Here is a 23,647-nt window from a genome sequence, read left to right as displayed (position 1 = left end):
ATTTTGCCGGGCTTTTGGTTTGCCGATTAATTCTTTTCCGGAGGACCCTCTGTATGTTCCCTACCCCTTTTTATCCGGCTTTATGGCAAACAGGACTGCGAGTGCGGCGAGAATGGAAACTCCGCATAATATATAAAACAAGAGCTGATCTGACTGCTTAACGATGATTGCGACAGCTGGCGGGCCGGCTGCTACGCCGATGAACCTCATCGAGCTGTACAGTGAGCTGATCGTCCCTCTTTCTTCCTTCTCGATGCCCTCAGTGATCAGGGCATCCAGGCAGGGCAGGCTGACACCGATTCCGATTCCCCCTACAGCAAACATGGCCATGAGAAACCAGAGATTGGTTGAGAATCCAAGGATTCCGACTGAGGCAGCCAGCAGGATGCTGCCGGAAAAAGTAATCCACTTCATCAGCGACTTATTCTCTTTGATCAGCTTTCCGGTAATATAGGACGATAAACATAGGGCGCCTAATGGAATGGCAAGAAACAGCCCTTTCTTCACATCTTTGATATCATACTGCTTTTCAAGGATATCAGAGAGGTGAAACAGCACTCCGAATAATACGAACATTAATATGATGCCTGCCGCAAAAATGGCGTAAAGCCATTTGCCATTATTTTTGAAAATTCCCTTGATTTTTTTGAAAAAGGCTTTAAAGGGAATAGGCTCTGTCCGCTTCTCTGGAGTTTTTACCAGCAAGACCATCAGAAGGATAGAGATGGCACAAAATACTGGAAAAGCAAAAAAAGGCAAAAACCATAGAAAACCTGCCAAAAAGGCGCCGAGAATCGGGCTTAATACCTTGCCAAAGGTGTTAGAAGTTTCAATCACCCCAAGAGAACTGCTGACTTCTTCCTCATTTTTGAACATATCCCCAACCAAAGGCATGACAATAGGCGCCCCTCCAGCTGCGCCAATTCCCTGCAGCGATCTGCCAATAAGGATGAGCCAGTAGGGATCAGCCATCTTCCAGGATGCCCAGCCGGATATGAGCCCGCCGACAGCAGCAATCAGAAGGCTGGGAATGATAACCTTTTTCCTTCCGATATGGTCTGAAAGGTATCCGGCAAGCGGTATCAGAATAATGGCCACAATGCTGTACACCGTAATGATCATACTGGACTGGAAGGAAGAAATGCCAAGCTCCCGCTCCATGACTGGCAGAACTGGAATAAGCATGGAATTCCCCAGTGTCATCACCAGGGGGATTGAGGAAATAGAAAGTACAGCCCATTTTTGATTATGCGTGTCATTATTCTTCTGGCTTTTCTGTTCCTTTGCTTTTTTCTTGGATTTCTTTAAAACGACTTTCTCCACATGCTCCATTTGAAAACCTGCCTCCTGTGTTGATACTATTACTATTAGCAAACAGGCTGACTTCTTTCCCTGCTATTTTTTGGCATAGAGAAGGGTTGGAACATTCCGCCAAAAGAGATAGAATAGGTAATAATAGCAGCGGGCAGACTAATTGGGTTCATGGAGGGGAAAAAAGCAATGAAAGGCCGGATTATTGAATTCAGCATAGGCAAACCAAAGCAATTTGACTGGAAAGGAAAAAAAGAAACTTCTGCAATAGGGAAAACCCCGCTGGAGGAAGCCAGACTGGCGCCAGAGGGTTTTGCCGGCGACGGTGTGGCCAATCCCGAGTTCCATGGCGGCCCTGACAGGGCAGTATGTTTGTATCCATATGAGCATTACAGCATGTGGGGAAAAGAATTTGGTAAAGTATTTCAGCCTCCGGCATTCGGAGAAAATATCTGTGCAGAAAATATGAAGGAAGAAGATGTTTTCATCGGGGATATCTTCACACTGGGCGATACGGTCATCCAAATCACCCAGGGGCGGATTCCGTGCTCGACCATCTCTAAGTTCAATGAAGCAGATAAGCTGCTGGCAAGAATCGTGGAGACAGGTTTTACAGGATATTTTTTCAGGGTGCTCGAACCAGGGGTGGTCCGGAAAGATTCACAAATGATCCTTCTTGAACGGAAGCAGGAGGATATTTCGGTTTTGAAGGGAAATGAAATCTTTTTCCGGGGGCGGAAAGACGCCAAAGCAATGGAGAAGATGCTCAGGATAGAAGCGCTGGCGGATGTCTGGAAAACGAAGCTCCAAAAGGCTCTGTATAATATTACATAAATTTATATAAAAAATGATTTGACAAACGGATATATCCGATTTATCATAATAATCAATATATCGCACGGCAATGACGAAGAGTAGTAGCTTTTGCAGATGCTATAGAGAGCTGATGGATGGTGGGAATCAGTGCAGATGCAATCGTGAATGGCCTTCCGAGCCTCCAAACCGAACCCTTTTGAGCAGTAGGCTTTGGCGAACAGTCTCATCGTTACAAGAGACAGATGGCAGGAATATTGTCCTGCTGTCTGTAAAGTGAGCTGATTGATCAGCTAATGAAGGTGGCACCACGGGTTTCTCGTCCTTTTTATAAGGATGGGGGACCCTTTTTGTGTTATAAAAAAAAGGATATAATAATCGCTGAACAAGAGTAGTAGCAGTGCATTCGTTCGTTACAGAGAGCCGGGTATGGTGGAAGCCGGCACGAACAGCATTGTGAATGGACTTGTGAGAGGCATCCTGAAAAAAGTAGGGATGCACGGGATTCCGCCGTTATCAGGATAGGGTCTGCAGGGCTGAAAGTCTTGCGCACCCGAAAAGAGAGAGCATTTCTTGCTCTAACCAGAGGTGGCACCGCGGTCCGGAATATCGTCCTCTATATGCACAATACCTGTGCGTATAGGGGACTTTTTTTATAGGAGCCGAGCCGAGAAAAGCATAGGAGGAAAGAACATGAGCAGAGCAGAGGCAGTATCAGGCATGATTATTGAAGAACTGGAAGGAGACATACTGACGCCCATCAGCATTTATCAGCGGATCAGCGGGGAAAAAAAATTCCTGCTTGAAAGTTCGCTGAAGCATGAGCGCTCAGGAAGATATTCGTTTATCGGTGCAGATCCTGTATTTGAATTAAAGGGGAATGGCGGCAAAAGCATTCTGATCAAGGGAGGAGAAGAAACCGAACTGGCAGAACCCGCCCTTGAGATGGTGAAAAAACTGCTTCCTGAAAAACCCATGCAGGCACCCTTTCCCCTCACAGGAGGAGCGGTGGGCTATGTCGGGTACGACAGCATCAGGCAGTATGAGGATATCGGAAGTATCCCGGAAGATGAATTGGGAGTCCCGGATGTGCATCTGATGTTCTTTGAAATCATGGCTGTCTATGACCATGCTGAACAGAAAGTTTACCTGATCGGCACCCCGCTGTCACCCGATACGACAGAAGAAAGCCTAAGGCTAAGGATTGCCGGACGGAGAAAGGAAATAGAAGAAGGCTCCGCCGTTCCTTCTGACAGCGGTATAAAGATATCAAGGTACTCGGCTTCAGAAACGAAAGCGTCTTTTGTTGAAAAGGTGAAGAAGGCCAAAGAGTATATCATCCAGGGGGATATCTTCCAGGTAGTGCTGTCACAGCGCATGCAGGCAGACATCGAAGGCGACCCGTTCTCGTTCTACCGCAGGCTCCGTATTCAGAATCCTTCACCATATATGTATTTTCTGAATTTCGGGGATTATGCAGTCGCCGGCGCATCTCCGGAAAGCCTGATCAAGGCAGATGCTGATAAAGTAACCACGAACCCCATTGCCGGAACAAGGCCAAGGGGAAGGGACGAGGAAGAAGATAAAAGGCTGTCGGCCGACCTATTGAGCGATGAAAAAGAGCTTGCTGAGCACCGGATGCTCCTGGACCTTGGCAGAAATGACCTTGGCAGGGTTTGCGAATTCGGTTCAGTAAAGATAGAGAAATACATGCAAGCCGAGAAATTCAGGCATGTCATCCATTTGGTTTCTGAGGTTTCCGGAAAGCTGAAGCCGGGCTATTCACCCGCAGATTCGCTTGCTGCCTGTCTGCCGGCAGGGACAGTATCGGGTGCACCGAAAATCCGGGCAATGGAAATCATCAATGAACTGGAAGAATACAAGCGGGGTGTTTATTCAGGGGCGATCGGCTATTTTTCTGCGGGAGGCAGTATGGACTTCGCGCTTGCAATCCGCACAATGCTGATAAAGGGGAATAAGGCCTATATCCAGGCTGGGGCAGGCATCGTACATGACTCGGTGCCCGAAAAAGAGTATGAAGAAACCATTCATAAATTAAGGGCATTTTTGGAGGATCAAGATGATTTTATTAATTGATAACTACGATTCATTTACGTATAATCTGTATCAGTATTTGGGAGAGCTTGGCGAGGAAATAAAGGTTGTCCGCAACGACAAGATCAGCCTTGATGAAATCAGGGGGATAAATCCTGAAGCCATTGTCCTGTCACCAGGGCCAGGCAGGCCTGAGAAGGCAGGCATTTGCATAGATCTGATCCGGGAATTCAGCAGCAGCATCCCGATCCTCGGGATTTGCCTGGGGCATCAGGCCATTGGCCAGGCATTCGGGGCCAGTATCGAGAAGGCTTCCAGGATCATGCACGGAAAAACATCAAAGCTAAGGCATACCGGCTCTTATTTATTTCAATACATGGAGCAGCCCATCGATATCATGAGATATCACTCACTTGTCATCCAGACAGGAACGCTCCCGGCACAATTCAAGGTGCTGGCAAGATCGATGGATGATCAGGAAATCATGGCCATCAAGCATGAAGACTACCCTCTCTTCGGCCTTCAATTTCACCCAGAGTCAGTCGGGACGATAAACGGTAAAAGGATGCTGGCAAACTTTTTAGCGGAAATCAGAAAGGAGAATAGCTATGAGGCACATACTGGAACGCATATCTGAAAGGACGGAACTGACGGAATCAGAGATGATGGAGGCGATGGCCCACTTGCTGTCCGAAGAGGTGACAGACAGTGAAATTGCGGCTTTTCTGGTCGGGCTGAAAACAAAGGGAGAAACGGTTGCTGAAATCGCAGCGCTGGTAAAAGGATTAAGGGGCAGGAGCCTTAGATTTGAAAGGAAAATACCAGGTGCCCTGGACAATTGCGGGACTGGCGGGGATGGATCAAAAAGCTTCAATATCAGCTCGACCAGTGCATTTGTGATCGCAGGAGCGGGAATTCCTGTTGCCAAGCATGGAAACAGGAGCGTGTCCAGTAAGACAGGGAGCGCTGATGTACTGGAGCACTTGGGGATCAACCTGAACCTGGCGCCGGAGCGTCTTGAAGAAATCCTCCAGGAAATTGGCATCGCCTTTCTTTATGCACCGCATGTTCATCCTCAGATAAAGAGAATTATGAAGGTGAGGAAGGACTTACGGATCCCGACGATTTTCAACCTGATCGGGCCGCTCACCAATCCGATGGAGCTTGATTCACAGCTTCTGGGAATCTACAGGAGGGATTTGCTTTCCATGTTTGCAGAAGTACTGAATGAACTGGGGCGGAAAAGAGCGGTTGTATTGAACGGAGCCGGATACATGGACGAAGCTTCCCTCCAGGGAGAGAACCATTTGGCAATCCTGGACAATGGGATTATCACAGAGAAAATCCTCCTCCCTGAGGAGACTGGGCTTGGCACATATAATAATGAAGAAATACGGGGCGGAGACTCAAAGGAAAATGCGGCAATCCTGCGGAAAGTGCTCAGCGGCGAAAAAGGGGCCTACAGGGATACTGTGCTGCTGAACAGCGGGATCGGCATTTTTGCCGGCGGAAAAGCAGACACCATCCAGGAGGGAATTAGGCTTGCCGGAGAAAGCATTGACAGCGGTGCGGCACTGGAGAAGCTTGAACTCCTGGTTAACGCTGGCAGAAAGTTCAAACAAGAGGTGATATAATGCTAACCATTTTAGATAAGATCATTGAAGAAAAAAAACGTGAAGTTGAAAGGCTGAAGGCTCTAGGGCAGCCAGAAATCCCTGAAACAACAAAAAGGTCATTCATTTCCAGGCTTGAAGCAGCCGAACATTTAAGCATCATCGCCGAATTCAAGCGGGCTTCGCCTTCAAAAGGCGATATTAGCATGAATGCATCACCGGCCGAACAGGCTGCCAAATATATCGAATATGGGGCCGATGCTATTTCCGTATTAACTGATACGTCCTTTTTTAAAGGAAGTTTTGAGGATCTGGCTGCAGTCAGGGACACTGTCGATGTCCCGATTCTCTGCAAGGACTTCATGATTGATAATATCCAGATTGCAAAAGCAAAAAGTGCAGGGGCCGATATCATTCTCCTGATCGCAGCAGCTCTTGGGGAAGGGCAGTTGAATGAGCTGTACCATTATGCTTCCAGTTTGGATCTTGAGGTACTGGTAGAGGTTCACAATGAGGGGGAAGCAGAAAGAGCGGTGCAGGCAGGCAGCAGGCTGATCGGAGTGAACAACCGGGACCTCCGAACATTCCATGTGGATCTTTCTATCACAGAAAGACTCGCTCCGGCAATCAGAGAATCAGGTGCATTTCTGATCAGCGAAAGCGGCATGAAAACGATCGAGGATGCTAAAAGGGCCGCCTATGCAGGGGCAGGTGGAATCCTTGTCGGGGAAACTTTCATGAAAGCACCTGATCTTGAATCATCGCTCCGCGGCATGAAGCTTCCTTTAAAGGAGGTGCGGATCCCATGAAGGTGAAAATCTGCGGCATCACTGATCTGGAGAACGGGCTGTATGCAGCCAATAGCGGGGCAGATGCATTAGGATTTGTTTTTGCCGAAAGCAGGCGCCGCATTTCGCCCGAGGAAGCGGCCGGAATAATAGCAAAGCTTCCCGGCGAGCCCCTTAAGATTGGCGTCTTTGTTAATGAATCCAAAGAAGTAATTGAAAAAACGGCGGAAATTGCGGGATTGGATATGGTCCAGCTTCATGGTGATGAGACTCCGGAATTCTGTGCGGAAATCGGCTTGCCAGTCATTAAAGCCCTGAGTGTACAAGGCGAGGAAGACCTTGGACGTATTGCTGAATATCCTTGTGAGTATATCCTTCTGGACAGCCCAAAAGGAAAATACAGGGGCGGGAACGGAATCGTCTTTGACTGGAGTATTCTTGAAGGCAGGGATTTTGACGGAAAAAAAATAATCCTTGCAGGCGGCTTGAATCCGGAAAATGCAGCAGAAGCAATCCGTAAGGCAGCGCCTTTTATGGCCGACGTCAGCAGCGGCGTAGAAAAGGACGGAAAAAAGGATCCTGCCCTGATCGCGGAATTTATATCAGAAGCAAAAAATGCGCTTAAAAATGAGGAGGAAGCAATATGACAGCAGTGTATACGATGCCAGATGAAAAAGGTCATTTCGGCATATACGGAGGAAGATATGTGCCTGAAACATTAATGCAGGCAGTTACAGAGCTGGAGGAAGAATATAAAAAAGCACTCCAGGATGAAAGCTTTACAAAGGAACTGAACAGTCTCCTGAAAGACTATGTTGGCCGGGAGACGCCGCTTTATTTTGCTGAAAACCTGACGAAGCATGCAGGAGGGGCAAAGATTTTCCTGAAAAGGGAGGATTTAAACCATACCGGCGCTCATAAAATCAATAATACGATCGGCCAGGCTTTATTGGCAGTCCGCATGGGGAAGAAGAAAATCGTTGCAGAAACAGGGGCAGGGCAGCATGGCGTAGCCACTGCAACCGTCTGTGCCCTGCTGAATCTTGAATGCGTCATTTATATGGGGGAAGAGGATATCAGAAGGCAGGCTCTGAATGTTTTCAGGATGGAACTTCTCGGAGCGAAGGTCGTGGGTGTCAGCTCAGGCAGCAGCACACTGAAAGATGCTGTCAATGAAGCGCTGCGCTACTGGGTTGCCAATGTATCTGACACACACTATATACTCGGCTCGGTAATGGGGCCGCATCCATTCCCGATGATCGTAAGGGACTTTCAAAGCGTGATCGGGGCAGAAACGAAGCAGCAGTATCTTGAAAAAGAAGGAAAACTCCCGGATGCAGTTGTAGCCTGCATCGGCGGGGGAAGCAATTCCATGGGGATGTTCTATCCTTTCATAAAAGACGAGAGTGTCCGCATGTATGGTGTGGAAGCAGCCGGTCTTGGTGTAGATACCGGAAACCATGCGGCATCATTGACCAAAGGCAAGCCGGGAGTCCTCCACGGCGCACTTATGTATCTCCTGCAGGATGAGGACGGACAGATCCAGGAAGCACATTCCATCTCGGCAGGCCTCGATTATCCGGGAGTGGGCCCTGAGCACAGCTATCTTAAGGATACTGGCAGGGCAGTCTATGAATCTATCACAGATGAGGAAGCTCTTGAAGCCCTTAAGCTCTTGTGCAGGCTTGAAGGAATCATTCCGGCACTCGAAAGCGCCCATGCTGTAGCTTTTGCCTTAAAGCTTGCAGGGACGATGAAGAATAATGAAGGAATTGCCGTCTGCCTGTCAGGGCGGGGGGACAAGGACGTAGAAACGGTGAAAGCCAGATTAGGAGGGAAGAAGGATGAATAGAATCGAAAAAGTGTTCCGCCTTTTGAAAGAAAAAGAGGAAAAGGCCTTTATCCCTTATATAATGGCAGGGGATGGCGGGCTTGCCACACTGGGGGACAAAATCACCTTTCTTGAAAAATGCGGTGCCACAGCTGTAGAAGTGGGCATTCCCTTTTCGGATCCGGTAGCGGACGGCCCGGTCATCGAAAAGGCGGGAATCCGCTCGCTGAAAGAAGGGACTACGCTTAAAACAGTCCTTGAAACCTTGAAAACGATCAGGCCGATCGTCCATATCCCTATCATTATCATGACTTATGTAAATCCTGTCATGGCTTATGGAATCGAACGGTTTACAATGGAAGCAAGCAAAGCTGGTGTAGACGGCCTGATCCTTCCAGATCTCCCTCCTGAAGAAGAAGATCTGATTGCACCCCATGCAGAAAGGGACGGCCTTGAAATCATCAGGCTTGCTACATTGACAAGCCCGATTGAGCGGATACAGCAAATTTCGGAAAAAGGGAATGGCTTTTTATATGCGGTCACAGTCAAAGGGACAACGGGCGTAAGGAGGGACTTTTCCGGAGAGCTTCAGGAGCATCTGCAGAAGGTAAAGGATGTGAGCCGGCTGCCGGTGCTCGCTGGCTTCGGCATCTCGACCCCCGGACATGTCAAGGCTATGAACCAAATTTGCGACGGTGTCATCGTCGGAAGCAAAATCGTACAGCTTTTTGAAGAAAATCATCTGGAAGAAATCGAGAAGCTCATTAAAGCATCCAAAAAGGAAAATGCCTTTCAGCCATAAGGAAATGCCTCTCCCGATTAAGGCAAACAGTTCTGTTTTGGTGGAGTCAGCATATCTTTCAGCATATAAAACAAATGGATAAGAGAGCAATACTAGAATAGCATAGCATAAGCACCCCAAATAACACTTTGACAATAATATTGCCATCGTGCAATTTAGGGTGCTTTTTTTTTGCTGGTTGGGAAGTGATTTCAAACTGCCCCAAGAACTATATGACTAGATTTACCCTTAGAAAATACAACAGATGGGAAGCTGAATAGTGAAAGTCAGTGATATAAAAATAAGGGGAGATTTTACCCTTAAATACATATTAGAAGCAGTTTTGCTGAAAATAAGGGCAGTTTTTCCCTCTAAGCAAAGAAAAACTGTCTTCTTTCACGTTTTAGAATCAATTAAAAGGAATTTCTCCCTCTATAAATCTCCATGAGCAAGGAACCTAATTTTAGTTTATTCATTCCCAGTGCCTTTTTCGTTACGAAAACGCATGTGATTGGGGCTGTGATATTCTGTTTTCTCCACATTTTTGAACTTCCTGCGAGCTAATTCTTATTACCAGCCCAGCGTGTGAAATCCCCTGCCTTCCTTTGTATAAATCATCAATTTATCCCTGTTTTGAAATTAACTTAGAAAGCTTGACATGCCCGGTGAATACATTATAATTACATACTATATCCGAGTATTATAATAAGATTTCTTAGAATAGGTGGTTTTCTGTGTTTATTGATGTTCAATCTGTAAATAAACAGTATTTTGATAAAAACGGCATCCCTGCAGATGTGCTGAAGGATATAAACCTTAGCATTGAAAAAGGCCAGTTTATATCGATCCTTGGCCCATCCGGCTGTGGCAAGTCAACACTGCTGAATATTGTGGCAGGCCTTACCTCAGCAACGAGCGGCAGTGTGATGATCGATCAGCAGAAGGTGACAAAGCCGGGCAAGGACAGGGGGATGGTTTTCCAGCAGGCCGCATTATTTCCATGGCTGAATGTACTGGAAAATGTGACATTCCCGTTGAAAAAGGAAATGTCAAAGAGTGCGGCAAAGGAGACAGCCCTCAGATATCTGCAGATGGTTCAGCTCGGCAAATATCCCGGCCATTATCCGCATGAGCTGTCGGGCGGCATGCAGCAAAGGGTTTCAATTGCGCGCGCCCTTGCCATGAACCCTGAGATCCTCCTCATGGATGAACCCTTTGGGGCCCTTGATGAGCAAACAAGGTCAAGGCTTCACCAGCAGCTTGAAAAGATCTGGATGGAGACTAAGAAAACGATCCTCTTTGTGACCCACAGCATCTCTGAATCTATTAAGCTCTCTGACCGCATCATAGTGATGGGCACCAAGCCGGGAACGATCCTCCAGGACATCAAGGTGGATCTCCCCCGGCCGAGAGACCAATATAAGAAGGAAATGCTTGAAATAGAAGATCATATTATGAGCTATCTCAAGAAGGAAATCGATAAAGTCGTAAGCGAGGAATTAGCCAATGAAACCAGCAATTAAACGAATCATCTTCTTTGCCATCGTCATTGGCTTATGGGAGCTTGGCTCAAGGCTGGGCCTTTGGCTGCCGACCATCCTTCCATCGCCGACAGATGTGTTCCAATCACTCGTTACAGGAATCGGCGATAAAACGCTTCTGTATGATCTTGCCGCAAGCTTCAGGAGACTGCTCATTGGCCTTGGCATCAGTTTAGTGCTGGGCTCGGCCCTCGGGATTCTGCTTGCCAAATCAAAGACGGCTGACGAAACACTGGGCACGGTCATTCTTGCCCTCCAGAGCGTACCGAGTATCGTCTGGCTTCCGCTGGCGATCATGTGGTTCGGCATGAATGAAGTGTCTGTTATTTTCGTTGTAATCCTTGGCGGCACATTTGTCATGACTCTGAATATGAGGGTGGGAATCAAGAATGTATCACCGCTGTTCATAAGAGCTGCACAAACCATGGGTTCCAATGGGATTGACTTGTTCACAAGGGTCATCTTCCCAGCCTCAATCCCTTATGTAGTGACAGGGGCAAGGCTTGCATGGGCATTTGCATGGCGTGCACTGATGGCAGGGGAACTGCTCAGCACGGGTCCGGGACTCGGGTATACGCTGCGATATGCTTCTGATTTCGGAGACATGAGCCTCGTAATTGCCGTCATGATCATCATCGGTGTCATTGGTTCCATTGTGGACCAGCTGATTTTCCAGCGTATTGAAAAATCGGTCCTTGAAAGATGGGGACTTGAAAATAATAAATAGGGGGAAATAAAATGAAAAAGAAAGCCTTTATCTTCATGGCATCATTATTGACCGCTGCAGGAATCCTCTCAGGCTGCGGATCCTCAGAAAACGGCTCAGGCTCAAAAGAAAAAATCGTTATCGGCTACTTCCCGAATATCAACCATGTGCCGGCGATGGTTGCAAAGGACCAGGGCTTCTTCCAGAAGCGCCTTGGCGACGGCACAACGATTGAATATAAGACTTTTGCCGATGGCGGCCAGTTCATGACTGCGCTCAAAACAGGTGATTTGGATGCAGGTCTGGTCGGTCCCGGCCCTGCGATGAATAATTATTCTACCGGCGCAGACGTTAAGCTGATTGCCGGAGCTTCTACAGGCGGAACGGTCGTTCTGGCAAGTAAAGACAGCGGCATCAAGACAGCAGCTGATTTTGCGGGGAAAACATATATTACGCCTGCAGTCGGATGTACACATGATGTTCAGTACGAAACATACCTGGAAGAATCCGGCATCACATCCGAAAGGATTGGAGGAACAATGAAACACCTGACTGGAAATCCGGCACAATATGCCAATATGCTGAAAGCAGGCAAAATTGATGTAGCGGTTGCCCCTGAACCATGGGCAGCAGTAATCGAAGAAGAAACCGATGCAAATGTTGTCATCGGCTGGGATGAAGTCGCTTTTGGCGAAACCCTGCCAGCGTCTGTCATGGTGACATCAGGCAAAGCTGTTAAAGACAATCCTGAAGTTATCCAAAAAATTGTCGAAGCCCACAAGGATGCTGTGAAATATATCACTGAGAATCCTGAGCAGGCTAAGGAAATCACAATTAAGGATATTAAAGAAGTAACAGGCCAGGAGCTGGAAAAGTCAGTTGTAGACAGAGCCTGGGAACGAATCGGCTTTACTTATGAAGTGGATGAGGAAACTGTCCAGGCATTTGCTGATTCTTCCTATGCATTGAAATTCCTGAAAGAAAAACCTGATTTCTCCGACTTCATTGATAAGGAATTTATCAACTAAGAAAAGCTGAGGGCTATTATCGAGCTCCAAAGACGCGATTTGAATATGGACGAAGTAAACTGGAAATACAGAAAAATATCTACCTATCAAAGGAGCATCAGGCTTTAGGGCCTGATGTTTTTTTTATCGGAATTTTCTTGCTATTCCCGCAGATTTTACTAAAAGGCCTTTTATGTTAAGATTATTTGTGGATTTTAACAAAATAAGAGAAGAGCAGTTTTATAGAAGCTATAAATTTGCCTTATCATCAGGGAGTAGTGAGAAAAAGATGGAACGGCTACAGCAAGCGGCCGCCAGGCTTCCTAAATGGCTGCCAGGGGTTATTTTGGCAATTGTGATTGCAGCAGCAGCAAAATTTCTGGGCGGCATTTTCCCTTTGGTCGGCGGAATATTATTTGCCATCCTGATAGGGGCTGCCATTCGCAACACAGCGGGCATAAACCCGGTTTTTGAACAGGGGCTTACACTGACGGTCAAAAGGCTTCTTAAAGCCGCAGTCGTATTGCTCGGGGCCGGGCTGAATATTTTTGATATTTTTGAAATTGGGAGACAATCCCTGCTCATTATTTTTGTATCTGTTTGCTCAGGCATACTTCTTACACTTTGGTTCGGGCATTTTCTGAAGCTTGGTAAGACCTTATCACTATTGATCGGGGTGGGGGCAAGCATTTGCGGAGCAACGGCGATATCAGCTGTGAAAGGTCTTCTGGGGGCAAAGGACGATGAAACAGCCTACGCCATCTCGACAATCGTTTTTTTCAACCTGATTGCCTTTTTTCTATATCCGATTATCGGCCATTTTTTCCATATGAACGCTCAGGCTTTCGGAATATGGGCAGGTACGGCAGTCCACGATACCTCCTCAGCAATCGCAGTCGGCTATGTTTATGGAAATGAAGCAGGAGATGTTGCGACTACGGTCAAGCTTGGAAGGACCTTATTCCTTCTGCCGCTGATCCTCATCCTTCCTTTTCTGATGGGTTCTGCAGATAAAAGCAATCGGGCGGGTTCTTTCAAAAAAGCCTTTCCCTGGTTCATCGTCTGGTTTCTAGTTGTCAGCATCCTGAATTCATTCGGAGCATTTCCAGCGGCAGTCCAGGATTTTCTGAGCCCTGTCTCAAAGTTTGTCATTATAATGGTCATGGGAGCTGTCGGCCTGCAGACTGACCTTAAACAGTTTGCCAAACTCGGTGTATTGCCGCTGCTTACAGGACTATTTGCATCGGCTGCGGTATCGCTCATCAGCTTTGGGCTGGTCTATTGGCTGATTCTGTGATTCTAAATATAAGAAATGAAAAAATGGAGCCCTTCACTGAAGGAGCTCCATTTTTTCAGTATGCTAATTCTAGCCATCGAAGTCCTATAAAGCGCAGCCATGGCTATTGATTTCTGCCGTTTTTATTGCCTGCCCTTTTTGGCGGTCACACATACAGCCAGTACCGGCTGCACATCCTTAAAGGATGCCTGTATTTCTTCATAGCCTGCAGAGGCCAGATCTGCTTCAATGATTTTTGCCAGATTTTTTGTAATAAGGGTGTCAGCATCTTTCTCGCGCGGCTGTACAGTTATGGCAATTTCTCCGCCGGCTTCGGTAATTTCGTAAAGCATGCCCAGGGTTTCCCTTGGTTTTGTCCAAAGGGGATAATTGTTTATTGAAACAATTTTATGATAGGTGCCGAGGTCTGATGCAAGGCTGTGTATATCTCCTGTAAACAGCCTGACCCTTCCTTCTTCTATCCATTCTTTATTTCTTTTTTCCGCAGATGCTGCCATGTCCGGTGAGAGATCAACTCCATCGATATAGACACAGCGGCATCGGTTCATAATATATTTTATGCAATAACCGGGACCGTATCCGACTTCAAGGATGCGGTCCTTGTTCTTTATATTAAGCTTTTTGGCCGTCCAGCTGTTGATGGTCCGGTTTTCGCTGTACATAATTTTGCCTGCCAGCTTGCCGAGCATCCCCTTAGGGTTTTCAAATTGTCTTGCGAGTATATTGAACATGGGGTTCACCTCTAGAAAGAATATTTTTATATAAACCACATCCGGCTGCCTGTTAAACCTTTCTATCGAAAAAAAACAAAAAAACGGGGATAGTAAGAATAATTCTTCAGTAGGAGGCACGAAATGGAACAGCAAAAAACATATGTCGAAAAACACAGGGTTGCAGAAAATGTATACGTTTATAGAACGGCAATTGCGAATATCAGTTTTATAACCGGGCTGGGCCCTAAAGGGAAAGATTGGATTCTTGTCGATGCAGGCGTGCCTTTATCCGGCGGTTTCATCATCAGGTTTGCAGAGAAGATGTTCGGGAGGGAATCCAGGCCTCTTGCCGTCCTGATGACACACGCTCATTTTGATCATATAGGCGGGTTGAGGGCGATACTTTCTAAATGGGATGTTCCCGTCTATGCACACAGAGCTGAGCTTCCGTATCTGACAGGAAAAGGAACCTTTCCGCCGGCAGACCCTGCTGTCGGGAGAGGATTAATGGCCCTGATATCTCCTTTATATCCCAGGAGGGCGATCGATATCGGGGAGAGCGCTAAAGAACTCCCTGAGGATGCTTCCCTGCCCGGTCTCCCGGGATGGAGGTGGATACATACCCCGGGCCATACTCCCGGGCATGTATCTTTTTTCCGGGATGACGACGGTGTTCTGCTTGCCGGCGATGCCTTTATTACTGTTAAGCAGGAGTCACTGATGGCTGTTATGAGCCAGGCTAAGGAGATACATGGGCCGCCGGCATATTTTACACCTGATTGGGACACCGCAGGACAATCGATCCGCAAGCTGGCTGCTCTTAATCCAAAAGCGGCAATAACAGGACACGGTCAGCCATTTTATGGACAAGAGCTGACAGAAGGCCTGGAAAAGCTTACAAAAGGTCATGAAACTTTTGTGGTGCCTAAGCAGGGGAAATATGTCCATTAACAAAGAACTGTTAAAAGGGAGGATAGCGTGAAATACAGCGAAAAGCATTATAGAAGTGACCTTGCCCGCTATTTCCGCGATATAGAAGGACAGCTGGGCACGGTCGAGACTACGATGGAAGAGCTGGACTGCTGTATACTGACGGAGTTCGAAAAGCTGCAAAAGCTCGTTGCAGACGCCCAGAACCTGGCTTCAACCTATTATCTCCAGACCTTTCTCTCTCCGTTCAGCAAAGAGTATGCCAGCATTTCGCTTGCTGCCCAAAGGCTGTCAGAGAAGAGGCACGGGGCCCTTATTGTCGTGCAGCGGGAAGAATCGCTGGCAGCATTCCTCCATAATGGCGTCCCGGTTACGGCTCATGTAAGCCCGATCTTGATTGAAACGATTTTCTATCCGGGCAACCCGCTTCATGACGGCGCGATGCTGATCGGAAAGGATAAGATCATTTCAGCAGGCAATATCCTTCCTGTGGCGGACACGGAGCTTCAAGGCAAGAAGGTCGGAACGAGGCACCGTGCTGCCATGGGGCTGTCTGCACAGACAGACGCACTGGTCATTGTTGTTTCTGAGGAAACCGGCCGGATTTCCTTCTCGGTGAAAGGAAAATTATACAGTATTAAAAACTGATTCCAATAGGGGTCAGTTTTTTTCAGCCCATTTTGATGGGTAATTAACATTGTACGTGCAATATTGGCTGATTATTCCATAAATATATAAGGGCTGATATCACGGAATTTACAATTCCAGATATATAGAGGGAATTTGAGGAGGGTATGTATGTTTTATCATATTAAAGAGCTTCAGTATCAGGCAAAGCCGGATCGGCCAGACCCTATATTCGCGAAAAAGCTTCAGGAAATCCTGGGCGGGCAGTTCGGCGAAATTTCAGTTGCGCTTCAATACCTATTCCAGGGATGGAATACAAGAGGTAATGGGAAGTATAAGGATCTGCTGATGGACACAGGTACGGAAGAGCTTGCTCATATCGAAATGCTTGCGACAATGATTGCCCGCCTGCTTGATAATGCTCCTGTCGGCGACCTGGAAGATGCCGCTAAAGATCCTATAATCGGAGCGATCCTCGGAGGGATGAATCCTCAGCATGCCATTGTATCAGGATTGGGGGCAATGCCGGCTGACAGTGTAGGAAATCGCTGGACAGCGAAATATATTGCTGCCAGCGGAAATCTCCTCGCCGATTTCAGGGCCAACCTGAATGCGGAGTCGCAGGGACGTCTTCAGGCTGTAAGGCTGTATGAGACAACAAATGACAGAGGCGTAAAGGATATGCTGTCATTCCTGATTGCCAGGGATACGATGCACCAGAACCAATGGATAGCAGCTATTAAGGAATTAGAAGCTGCTGAAGGCGGAATCGTCGTTCCTGTTTCTTTCCCGAAAGAATTGGAAAAGCGGCAGGTCAGCTATACGCTGTTTAATTTCTCCCAAGGAAATCAGAGCGCTGAAGGCCGCTGGGCGCAGGGTGTCAGCATGGATTGCCAGGGAACCTTTAATTATGTGGAAAACCCGCAGCCGTTTGGCAAGGCGCCGAAGCTGAAGCCGGCACCTCCATATATACACGACACACCGCCGGCTGCGCTTAAAGCGAATCCAGCGAATATTCCCCCAAGCATGTGCTGAGGGACACAGGAGAATCTTCGGAGTTTGATGCGATTAGAATAAGGCCCAATGCCTCAATATAAATAATGGTCCTTCTCAGTAAAGCAAGATGCTTTACTGAGAAGGACTTACATAACACAGGTATGATAGAGAGACTCTTTGCAACCCCGATCGATACTGCCAAATGTCCAAGAGGCCAGGAAAGGGCTATTTTTAAATATTTGGCAGTCTTATAAACAAAATATTAGGACTAACTGTCTTAAATCTGTTTAAATAGAGATTAGCTGCACATTAAAAATGTGCATATAAACCAGACAACCTGTCTATACGGACAAAGCATACGAGCATATGATACAGTAACCACTAACCACTAGTACCCATTAACACCTTCCTTTTCAGCGGGGGATCTTCCTCCGCTGCTTTTGCTTGCCCTTGAACAGGTTTCCTGGGCAGAAGGAAATCCAGACAGAAAGCGGGATGATCTTTTTGTGCGGCAGGTTTACTTTAACAGAAGGAATACATGAGCTTCAGTCACAATTCAATTTTTCCTTCGAAGGGGAAATAACACCAAGATACAATATTGCTCCAAGCCAGAATATCCTGGCAGTAGCTGCTGGAAAAGGCGGAAGGAAAGCTGCTGAATTGCGATGGGGGCTTATACCATTCTGGGCAAAGGATCCGAAAATCGGCTATAAAATGATCAATGCCCGTTCAGAAGGGATTGAAAGCAAACCAAGCTTCAGGGATGCATTTAAACAAAGGCGCTGCCTGATTCTGGCTGATGGATTTTACGAATGGAAAAAAACGGCGGACGGGAAGCAGCCTTACCGTTTCATTTTGAAGGAGGGCAAGCCTTTTGCCTTTGCCGGGCTGTGGGAAAGATGGGAGGGGCCGGATGCACCTGTTTTCTCCTGCACGATTATTACAACCGAACCTAACAGCGTAACAGAAGAAGTTCATGACCGGATGCCTGTCATCCTGAAAAGCAGTGATTATGATACATGGCTGAATCACAGAGAAACAGACCTTGGGAAACTCAAAGAACTTCTTGTACCGTATCCTGCGGGGGAAATGGAATCTTATCCGGTATCAACGCTTGTGAATTCACCCAAGAATGAGCTGGCTGAGCTGATCTCGCCGCTCAACAGCCAATAAGAGTGCAACTATAAATAAATAGAGGATTGGTGAAGAGTAACAATGACGAAAGAATACATAAGAATGCTTGAAGAAAAGGTAAAGGAATATGAAGAAGTAATCTCGCTGATGTCTGCACCGATCATTCCATCCATCATTCCCAGTACAATTCTTGTTCCGATAACAGGTCTGCTGGTTGCTGAAAGGTTCGAGAAAATCAGGGGGAAAATCATGCGGTATATCCAGAAAAATGAAGTGGAAACGGCTATTATCGATTTCACGGATATTACAATCGACCGGATCGAGCAGATGGGCCTGTCAGAGCTGGGCATTGAAATCGATCAGCTGACAAAGTCGGTGCGCCTCATGGGGGTAGAACCTTACTTTGTCGGACTTTCTCCGGTTCTTATCCGAGAGGTTGTCCTGACCGGCATCAATCTTCAGGCAGAAACTTTTTCTGATTTCCAGGCAGCTCTGAAATATCTGATGAAGAAAAAGGGACTTTCCTTCTCAGCATCTGATAACTGATAAAAAATGGGGGAGTAAGGATGGCTTTAGTGGAGCAATTAGCAGAAAGGCAGCTTGGTGCCTATAATCGCCAGAATCTAGAAGAATTCCTTGAAGTGTATAGTGAAGATGTTGAAATCCGCAGCTTTCCTTCACAGGAACTGCTTTATGCAGGAAAAGAAGAAATGCGCAAAGTGTATAAGAGATTGTTTGACAGCAATCCCCAGCAGAAGGCGGTTCTTTTATCCAGAACGATAAAAGGGAGCATCTGCATCGATCATGAGAGCGTAAAGGGAAGGGCAAGCGGAGAAGAAACAGAAGCAGTTGCCATATACGAGGCGGAAGCTGGCAGGATCAAAAAGGTATGGTTTGTTTTATGATCACCATGTAAAGCGGCGTGGAACCACGCTGCTTTTCCTGTGAAAAGGCACAATAAAAGCTCAAGGCAGCAAAATCCTTCTTGCTGGCAGAATATTCTTTTTATATAATAGATTCAATGTATTTCGATTATAGAAATAAAAAATGGGGGAATCAGCTTGGGACAGCATATGGAAAAGATTGAAGAAATATACAGGGAAGTGCATGATGCACAGACACAGTACGGGCGTCTCCTTTGGACACAATATACAGGCGGATACGATTTCGGCCTAAAAGACCAGTACCAAAAAATAACCAGCCTGCTGAAGAATGAGAAAAGCTATGAATTGGTGAGGGAAGCACTGGAAACAGAGAAGGACCCTCTGAACAAAAGAAAACTGCAGCTGGTTGACAATCTATTTAAACCTTACCATTTGTCACAGTCACTGAATGAACTGGATGAGGAAATCCAGGGGAAGGTCAGTGACCTGTCCAAGCTGTTGAACCAGTTTCGATACACCTTTCAGGGCAAGGAGGTTTCCTCTGTTGAACTTGGCCAGGTAATGAGCCGGGATGAGAATAAGAACAGGAGAAGGGAGGCTTTCTTTGCCAAAAATCAGATCAATCAGCCTATGATTGATGCAGGATTCCTCGATCTTATCAGCCTGAGGAAATCGTATGCCAAAGAATATGGATCAGCCAATTACATAGCACATCAGCTTGAGATGAATGAATTGGATGAAAATCTCTTCAGCAATTGGCTCCCTGAGCTCCATCAGTCCCTGCCTGCCATGGACAAGGCGAGGGGCGGTTTTGCAGAGCAGTTCCTCCATGAAGACAGAATCATGCCCTGGGATGAGCAGTATATCGATGCAAAGATTGCCCCTCTGCTGAATCAGGAAGTGGATATGTCCAATTATTTCGGGAATATCAATAAGCTGTTTTCTCTATTCGGCTTTGATATTAGCGGCTATAATATTACGTATGATATTTTTCCGAGAAAAAACAAATCGGAATGGGGCTATAACTTCCCTATTGAAACAGCAAAAGATTCAAGGATACTGGCCAATGTGAAAAATAAATTCCATGAGTATGGTGTGCTTCTCCATGAAACAGGCCATGCTGTCCATTCCTTCCTGCTGGATCCGGAGGAATTGATCATGAATACAGGCGTGAGCGGGATCATCAGTGAAGGGATTGCGAACCTGTTTCAGGGATTTCTTTACAGCCCGCAGTTTTCCGGGAGCTTTTTCAGCGGCTCAGAAGGTGCGGCAGAGCAATTTTCGAAGCTGAAGGAATACCGGAAGACAAACTCGCTGCGCGCCATCAGCCGTATCTTTTTTGACCACAGCTTTTACCTTAATGAAGCTTCTTCACTGGATGATGTTTACCAGCTTTATTGGAGGAATCACAAAGAAGTGCTGCAGGAGGAACCGTACGGGGAGGAGCCTCCCTGGGCTTTCACGATCCATTACACTACCCATCCAATTTATCTTCATAATTACTTTATGGGTGATGTAACTTGCGAAATGCTCAAGCAGGTTTTCGAAAAGAAGCATGGAACAGGCCTGCTTGAAGAGCCAGAAGCTTTCGGAAGTTTCCTTCTGAATGAGGTTATCAGGCCGTCCGGCAGCCTGAAATTCGGGGATTTGTTCAGGAAGATAAGCGGGGAAGAGTTTTCTCTGACATTCATGCAATCATAACACGTTCCGCAATGCTGCGTGGCCGGCAGACCCTGCTCCGCAGCTGTATTTGAAGATGCACCACGAAAAGGAGAAAGAGAAAGATGCTAAAGCGCTTTTTTTCATATTATATACCTCATAAAAAACTATTTACGCTCGATTTCAGTTCGGCGGTCATAGTCGCCCTTCTGGAGCTCGCCTTCCCCCTTGCTGTACAATGGTTTATCGATAAGCTCCTGCCAAGCGGCAACTGGTCGATGATTGTATCAGTCAGCGCAGGGCTGCTGGCATTATATATAATGAGCACTTTTCTGCAGTATATCGTCAACTACTGGGGCCATAAGCTGGGCATCAACATTGAAACAGATATGCGGCATCAGCTGTTCACACATGTCCAAAGGCAGTCTTTCCGATTTTTTGACAACACCAAAACAGGGCATATCATGAGCCGGATAACCAATGATCTGTTCGATATCGGCGAGCTTGCCCATCATGGGCCGGAGGATCTGTTCATTGCCATCATGACCTTTGTCGGGGCTTTCTGGATCATGCTGACCATCAATGTGAAGCTTGCTCTGGTAACGATCCTGATCGTTCCTTTCCTCGTATGGCTGATCACTTTCTGCAATATCAGGATGAACAGAGCGTGGAAGCAGATGTACAGCGACATAGCTGATGTCAATGCCAGGGTAGAGGACAGTGTTTCCGGAGTCCGCGTTGTCCAGTCATTCACCAATGAAGACTTTGAAATCTCCCGCTTCTCCGTCAACAACCGCAAATTCCGGAAAGCAAAGCTTGCGGCATATAAGATCATGTCCTACAGCTCATCAGGCATTTATATGATGACAAGGATGATGGTGCTTATCGTCCTTGTTCTCGGAGCATGGCTCAGCTACACCGGCAAGCTCTCATACGGTGAGCTCGTTGGATTCGTTCTGTATGTGAATGTCCTTTTCAAACCGATTGATAAAATCAGTGCACTGATGGAGCTTTATCCAAAAGGGATGGCAGGATTCAAGCGCTTCATGGAACTCCTGGATACAGAACCGGAAATAAAGGATGCTCCTGACGCTATTGAAGTAGCCTCCCTTAAGGGGAATATCGCACTGGACAATGTGTCATTCAGCTATGATGACAGCAAACAGGTGCTGAAAGGCATCGACCTTACCATTAGAGCAGGGGAGACGGTGGCTTTTGTCGGGCCTTCAGGAGCGGGAAAAACAACCATTTGCTCGCTGATTCCGAGATTTTATGATGTGAATGGAGGAAGCATCACTATCGACGGCATGGATATCCGCGATATGACCCAATCATCATTGCGGAAGCAGATCGGAATCGTCCAGCAGGATGTATTCCTCTTCACGGGAACCCTAAAAGAGAATATTGCTTATGGAATGCTCGATGCAACCGAGGAACAGATCCGTGCAGCCGCCAAGCGTGCCCACCTGGAAGGATTTATCCATTCCCTGCCTGACGGTTATGAAACCCAGATCGGAGAAAGGGGACTTAAATTATCCGGCGGGCAAAAGCAAAGGATTGCGATTGCAAGGATGTTCCTGAAGAATCCGCCGATCCTTATTCTTGATGAAGCCACGTCGGCCCTTGATACCGAAACGGAAATGATCATTCAAAAAGCCCTTTCGGAGCTTGCACAAAATCGGACGACGCTCGTGATTGCACACCGTCTGGCAACCATCCGCAATGCAGACCGGATCGTTGTTGTGACAGAAGACGGGATCGCAGAGCAGGGAGGGCATGATGAACTGCTTGCGAAAGGCGGCATTTTCGCCGGCCTTTATCAGGTTCAGTACCAGCAGTAATCAGTTCATAGAAAAGAAGCAGCCAAGCGCATAGCCGGCTGCTTCTTTTTCGTTTTCTATATTATCCGTGCTTTCTTTCTGCAGCAGGCCAAATGCCCTTAACCGGTGCTGAAGAAGGATAGTTACAGGGAAGTAACCAACTTACTTCAAAGTGAGTACTTGTTAAAAAGCAAAAAATATTCCATAATCAAAAAGATAGTGCATGATAGGCTGGCCCATCAATTTTTAGGGGGTTTTTTTTATGAAATTAAGAGTTTCTGCAGTTCAATATCACCTGCATACTATTCGTTCATTCCAGGACTTTGCTGACCAGTGTGAACATTATATAAAAACAGCACAGGAATATGGATCAGAGTTCGTCCTGTTTCCAGAGTTCTTCACAACGCAGCTTCTGTCAATCGGGAGTGAGCAGGGAACAAGGCTGACCATCAATGAACTCCCAGGGTTTACGGATCAATACAGGGAGCTGTTTTCCCGTTTCGCAATTGAAACAGGGATGCATATCATCGGAGGCACCCATGTTGTCAGCCGAAATGGAAAATTATACAATGTGGCCCACCTGTTCTATCCGGACGGCAGGATAGGGGAGCAGGCAAAGCTCCATATTACACCGACAGAGGTACATGAATGGAATATGTCCCAGGGAGACGGCCTCAGTGTCTTTGATACAGATAAAGGGCGCATTGCAGTCCTTACCTGCTATGATATTGAGTTTCCTGAAATCGTCAGGATGGCGAAAGCGAAAGGTGCGGATGTGATTTTCTGTCCTTCCTGCACAGATGACCGCCATGGCTTCCACCGTGTCCGCTATACCAGCCATGCAAGGGCGATTGAAAACCAGGTATATGTAGTTGTGACTGGCACTGTCGGATCTCTTCCTACAGTTGACTTCATGCGCGCCAACTTCGGGCAGGCCGCAGTGCTGACGCCTAATGATATTCCGTTTCCGCCTAAGGGTATCATGGCTGAAGGCGAGCTTAATAATGACATGATCGTAACTGCTGACCTTGATTTGAGCCTGCTTTATGAAGTGAGGGAAAGAGGTTCAGTGACAACCTGGCGCGACAGGCGCAGTGACCTGTATACAGACTGGGAAAATACCGGGATAGAAGGCTGAGAG

General features: G+C 46.9%; 24 protein-coding genes and 2 other annotated features. Of the genes, 22 read left to right on the top strand and 2 right to left on the bottom strand.

Annotated features, from left to right (window positions below; translation table 11 throughout):
• Positions 1-60: 60 nt before the first annotated feature.
• Entirely contained in the window at positions 61-1,332 is a 1,272-nt protein-coding gene (locus tag FZD51_RS02210; RefSeq protein WP_148973245.1) for a bacillibactin exporter BcbE, read from the bottom strand.
• 168 nt (positions 1,333-1,500) lie between these two features.
• Here FZD51_RS02210 and FZD51_RS02205 point away from each other — a divergent pair, with 168 nt between their 5' ends.
• The 13 genes from FZD51_RS02205 (at position 1,501) to FZD51_RS02150 (ending at position 13,743) form a co-directional block, all read left to right on the top strand.
• On the top strand, positions 1,501-2,145 hold the full coding sequence (locus FZD51_RS02205) for an MOSC domain-containing protein (RefSeq protein ID WP_148973244.1): 645 nt from the start codon (positions 1,501-1,503) through the stop codon (positions 2,143-2,145).
• A gap of 61 nt (positions 2,146-2,206) precedes the next feature.
• Positions 2,207-2,454, top strand: a binding site (T-box leader).
• 42 nt (positions 2,455-2,496) lie between these two features.
• Positions 2,497-2,744 (top strand) — a binding site (T-box leader).
• Between the two features lie 73 nt (positions 2,745-2,817).
• Entirely contained in the window at positions 2,818-4,221 is a 1,404-nt protein-coding gene (gene trpE / locus FZD51_RS02200) for an anthranilate synthase component I (protein WP_148973243.1), read from the top strand.
• Positions 4,205-4,816 carry an anthranilate synthase component II gene (locus FZD51_RS02195; protein WP_148973242.1) on the top strand — a complete coding sequence of 204 codons (612 nt, stop codon included), beginning with the start codon at positions 4,205-4,207 and terminating at the stop codon, positions 4,814-4,816. Before trpE ends, FZD51_RS02195 begins: the two co-directional genes overlap by 17 nt.
• Positions 4,788-5,813, top strand: a complete 1,026-nt coding sequence (trpD, locus tag FZD51_RS02190) for an anthranilate phosphoribosyltransferase (protein ID WP_148973241.1) — start codon at positions 4,788-4,790, stop codon at positions 5,811-5,813. The genes FZD51_RS02195 and trpD overlap by 29 nt, the downstream gene beginning before the upstream one ends.
• Positions 5,813-6,601: an indole-3-glycerol phosphate synthase TrpC gene (gene trpC / locus FZD51_RS02185; RefSeq protein WP_148973240.1), complete on the top strand. Its 789-nt coding sequence runs from the start codon at positions 5,813-5,815 to the stop codon at positions 6,599-6,601. The genes trpD and trpC overlap by 1 nt, the downstream gene beginning before the upstream one ends.
• Positions 6,598-7,227 carry a phosphoribosylanthranilate isomerase gene (locus FZD51_RS02180; protein WP_148973239.1) on the top strand — a complete coding sequence of 210 codons (630 nt, stop codon included), beginning with the start codon at positions 6,598-6,600 and terminating at the stop codon, positions 7,225-7,227. Before trpC ends, FZD51_RS02180 begins: the two co-directional genes overlap by 4 nt.
• Positions 7,224-8,432 carry a tryptophan synthase subunit beta gene (gene trpB, locus FZD51_RS02175; RefSeq protein WP_148973238.1) on the top strand — a complete coding sequence of 403 codons (1,209 nt, stop codon included), beginning with the start codon at positions 7,224-7,226 and terminating at the stop codon, positions 8,430-8,432. The genes FZD51_RS02180 and trpB overlap by 4 nt, the downstream gene beginning before the upstream one ends.
• The gene (trpA, locus tag FZD51_RS02170; RefSeq protein WP_148973237.1) at positions 8,425-9,213 is read left to right on the top strand and encodes a tryptophan synthase subunit alpha; all 789 of its coding nucleotides are present in this window, start codon (positions 8,425-8,427) and stop codon (positions 9,211-9,213) included. The genes trpB and trpA overlap by 8 nt, the downstream gene beginning before the upstream one ends.
• 259 nt (positions 9,214-9,472) lie before the next feature.
• Positions 9,473-9,640 carry a hypothetical protein gene (locus FZD51_RS26010; RefSeq protein ID WP_187445595.1) on the top strand — a complete coding sequence of 56 codons (168 nt, stop codon included), beginning with the start codon at positions 9,473-9,475 and terminating at the stop codon, positions 9,638-9,640.
• Positions 9,641-9,926: 286 nt separating this feature from the next.
• Positions 9,927-10,715 (top strand): ABC transporter ATP-binding protein, encoded by a 789-nt coding sequence (locus FZD51_RS02165; protein WP_148973236.1) that lies wholly within the window; start codon positions 9,927-9,929, stop codon positions 10,713-10,715.
• Positions 10,699-11,460, top strand: coding sequence for an ABC transporter permease (locus FZD51_RS02160; protein ID WP_148973235.1), 762 nt, complete (start codon positions 10,699-10,701; stop codon positions 11,458-11,460). The genes FZD51_RS02165 and FZD51_RS02160 overlap by 17 nt, the downstream gene beginning before the upstream one ends.
• 11 nt (positions 11,461-11,471) lie before the next feature.
• Positions 11,472-12,467 carry an aliphatic sulfonate ABC transporter substrate-binding protein gene (locus FZD51_RS02155; protein WP_148973234.1) on the top strand — a complete coding sequence of 332 codons (996 nt, stop codon included), beginning with the start codon at positions 11,472-11,474 and terminating at the stop codon, positions 12,465-12,467.
• 268 nt (positions 12,468-12,735) lie between these two features.
• On the top strand, positions 12,736-13,743 hold the full coding sequence (locus FZD51_RS02150; RefSeq protein ID WP_148973233.1) for a YeiH family protein: 1,008 nt from the start codon (positions 12,736-12,738) through the stop codon (positions 13,741-13,743).
• Between the two features lie 122 nt (positions 13,744-13,865).
• Here FZD51_RS02150 and FZD51_RS02145 read toward each other — a convergent pair whose 3' ends face one another.
• On the bottom strand, positions 13,866-14,474 hold the full coding sequence (locus FZD51_RS02145; RefSeq protein ID WP_148973232.1) for a methyltransferase domain-containing protein: 609 nt from the start codon (positions 14,472-14,474) through the stop codon (positions 13,866-13,868).
• Between the two features lie 123 nt (positions 14,475-14,597).
• On the opposite strand from FZD51_RS02145, the gene FZD51_RS02140 reads away from it, so the two are divergent.
• The 9 genes from FZD51_RS02140 (at position 14,598) to FZD51_RS02100 (ending at position 23,644) form a co-directional block, all read left to right on the top strand.
• Positions 14,598-15,407, top strand: a complete 810-nt coding sequence (locus tag FZD51_RS02140) for an MBL fold metallo-hydrolase (protein ID WP_148973231.1) — start codon at positions 14,598-14,600, stop codon at positions 15,405-15,407.
• Positions 15,408-15,434: 27 nt separating this feature from the next.
• On the top strand, positions 15,435-16,034 hold the full coding sequence (gene cdaS, locus FZD51_RS02135) for a sporulation-specific diadenylate cyclase CdaS (protein ID WP_148973230.1): 600 nt from the start codon (positions 15,435-15,437) through the stop codon (positions 16,032-16,034).
• Positions 16,035-16,184: 150 nt separating this feature from the next.
• Positions 16,185-17,048, top strand: coding sequence for a manganese catalase (locus FZD51_RS02130; protein ID WP_148973229.1), 864 nt, complete (start codon positions 16,185-16,187; stop codon positions 17,046-17,048).
• Between the two features lie 465 nt (positions 17,049-17,513).
• Positions 17,514-18,182 (top strand): SOS response-associated peptidase, encoded by a 669-nt coding sequence (locus FZD51_RS02125; RefSeq protein WP_187445594.1) that lies wholly within the window; start codon positions 17,514-17,516, stop codon positions 18,180-18,182.
• A gap of 42 nt (positions 18,183-18,224) precedes the next feature.
• On the top strand, positions 18,225-18,689 hold the full coding sequence (locus FZD51_RS02120) for an STAS domain-containing protein (protein WP_148973227.1): 465 nt from the start codon (positions 18,225-18,227) through the stop codon (positions 18,687-18,689).
• Positions 18,690-18,709: 20 nt separating this feature from the next.
• Positions 18,710-19,048: a nuclear transport factor 2 family protein gene (locus FZD51_RS02115; RefSeq protein ID WP_148973226.1), complete on the top strand. Its 339-nt coding sequence runs from the start codon at positions 18,710-18,712 to the stop codon at positions 19,046-19,048.
• Between the two features lie 156 nt (positions 19,049-19,204).
• Positions 19,205-20,728 carry a M3 family metallopeptidase gene (locus FZD51_RS02110; protein ID WP_262380635.1) on the top strand — a complete coding sequence of 508 codons (1,524 nt, stop codon included), beginning with the start codon at positions 19,205-19,207 and terminating at the stop codon, positions 20,726-20,728.
• An 83-nt stretch (positions 20,729-20,811) separates the two neighbouring features.
• On the top strand, positions 20,812-22,527 hold the full coding sequence (locus FZD51_RS02105; RefSeq protein WP_148973225.1) for an ABC transporter ATP-binding protein: 1,716 nt from the start codon (positions 20,812-20,814) through the stop codon (positions 22,525-22,527).
• 241 nt (positions 22,528-22,768) lie between these two features.
• Positions 22,769-23,644 carry a carbon-nitrogen hydrolase family protein gene (locus FZD51_RS02100; RefSeq protein ID WP_094768942.1) on the top strand — a complete coding sequence of 292 codons (876 nt, stop codon included), beginning with the start codon at positions 22,769-22,771 and terminating at the stop codon, positions 23,642-23,644.
• The last annotated feature ends 3 nt before the right edge of the window (positions 23,645-23,647 follow it).

Source organism: Bacillus infantis (assembly GCF_008180445.1).
GTDB lineage: Bacteria > Bacillota > Bacilli > Bacillales > Cytobacillaceae > Bacillus_AB > Bacillus_AB infantis_B.
Note: the sequence above shows the minus strand (reverse complement) of the source record. Positions and strands in the feature narration are given on the sequence as shown.

Excerpts from the sequence above, each read along its gene's own strand:
- FZD51_RS02210 (WP_148973245.1), bottom strand. The coding sequence starts at position 1,332 with ATGGAGCATGTGGAGAAAGTCGTTTTAAAGAAATCCAAGAAAAAAGCA.
- FZD51_RS02205 (WP_148973244.1), top strand. The coding sequence starts at position 1,501 with ATGAAAGGCCGGATTATTGAATTCAGCATAGGCAAACCAAAGCAATTT.
- trpE (WP_148973243.1), top strand. The coding sequence starts at position 2,818 with ATGAGCAGAGCAGAGGCAGTATCAGGCATGATTATTGAAGAACTGGAA.
- FZD51_RS02195 (WP_148973242.1), top strand. The coding sequence starts at position 4,205 with ATGATTTTATTAATTGATAACTACGATTCATTTACGTATAATCTGTAT.
- trpD (WP_148973241.1), top strand. The coding sequence starts at position 4,788 with ATGAGGCACATACTGGAACGCATATCTGAAAGGACGGAACTGACGGAA.
- trpC (WP_148973240.1), top strand. The coding sequence starts at position 5,813 with ATGCTAACCATTTTAGATAAGATCATTGAAGAAAAAAAACGTGAAGTT.
- FZD51_RS02180 (WP_148973239.1), top strand. The coding sequence starts at position 6,598 with ATGAAGGTGAAAATCTGCGGCATCACTGATCTGGAGAACGGGCTGTAT.
- trpB (WP_148973238.1), top strand. The coding sequence starts at position 7,224 with ATGACAGCAGTGTATACGATGCCAGATGAAAAAGGTCATTTCGGCATA.
- trpA (WP_148973237.1), top strand. The coding sequence starts at position 8,425 with ATGAATAGAATCGAAAAAGTGTTCCGCCTTTTGAAAGAAAAAGAGGAA.
- FZD51_RS02160 (WP_148973235.1), top strand. The coding sequence starts at position 10,699 with ATGAAACCAGCAATTAAACGAATCATCTTCTTTGCCATCGTCATTGGC.
- FZD51_RS02155 (WP_148973234.1), top strand. The coding sequence starts at position 11,472 with ATGAAAAAGAAAGCCTTTATCTTCATGGCATCATTATTGACCGCTGCA.
- FZD51_RS02150 (WP_148973233.1), top strand. The coding sequence starts at position 12,736 with ATGGAACGGCTACAGCAAGCGGCCGCCAGGCTTCCTAAATGGCTGCCA.
- FZD51_RS02145 (WP_148973232.1), bottom strand. The coding sequence starts at position 14,474 with ATGTTCAATATACTCGCAAGACAATTTGAAAACCCTAAGGGGATGCTC.
- FZD51_RS02140 (WP_148973231.1), top strand. The coding sequence starts at position 14,598 with ATGGAACAGCAAAAAACATATGTCGAAAAACACAGGGTTGCAGAAAAT.
- FZD51_RS02130 (WP_148973229.1), top strand. The coding sequence starts at position 16,185 with ATGTTTTATCATATTAAAGAGCTTCAGTATCAGGCAAAGCCGGATCGG.
- FZD51_RS02120 (WP_148973227.1), top strand. The coding sequence starts at position 18,225 with ATGACGAAAGAATACATAAGAATGCTTGAAGAAAAGGTAAAGGAATAT.
- FZD51_RS02115 (WP_148973226.1), top strand. The coding sequence starts at position 18,710 with ATGGCTTTAGTGGAGCAATTAGCAGAAAGGCAGCTTGGTGCCTATAAT.
- FZD51_RS02105 (WP_148973225.1), top strand. The coding sequence starts at position 20,812 with ATGCTAAAGCGCTTTTTTTCATATTATATACCTCATAAAAAACTATTT.
- FZD51_RS02100 (WP_094768942.1), top strand. The coding sequence starts at position 22,769 with ATGAAATTAAGAGTTTCTGCAGTTCAATATCACCTGCATACTATTCGT.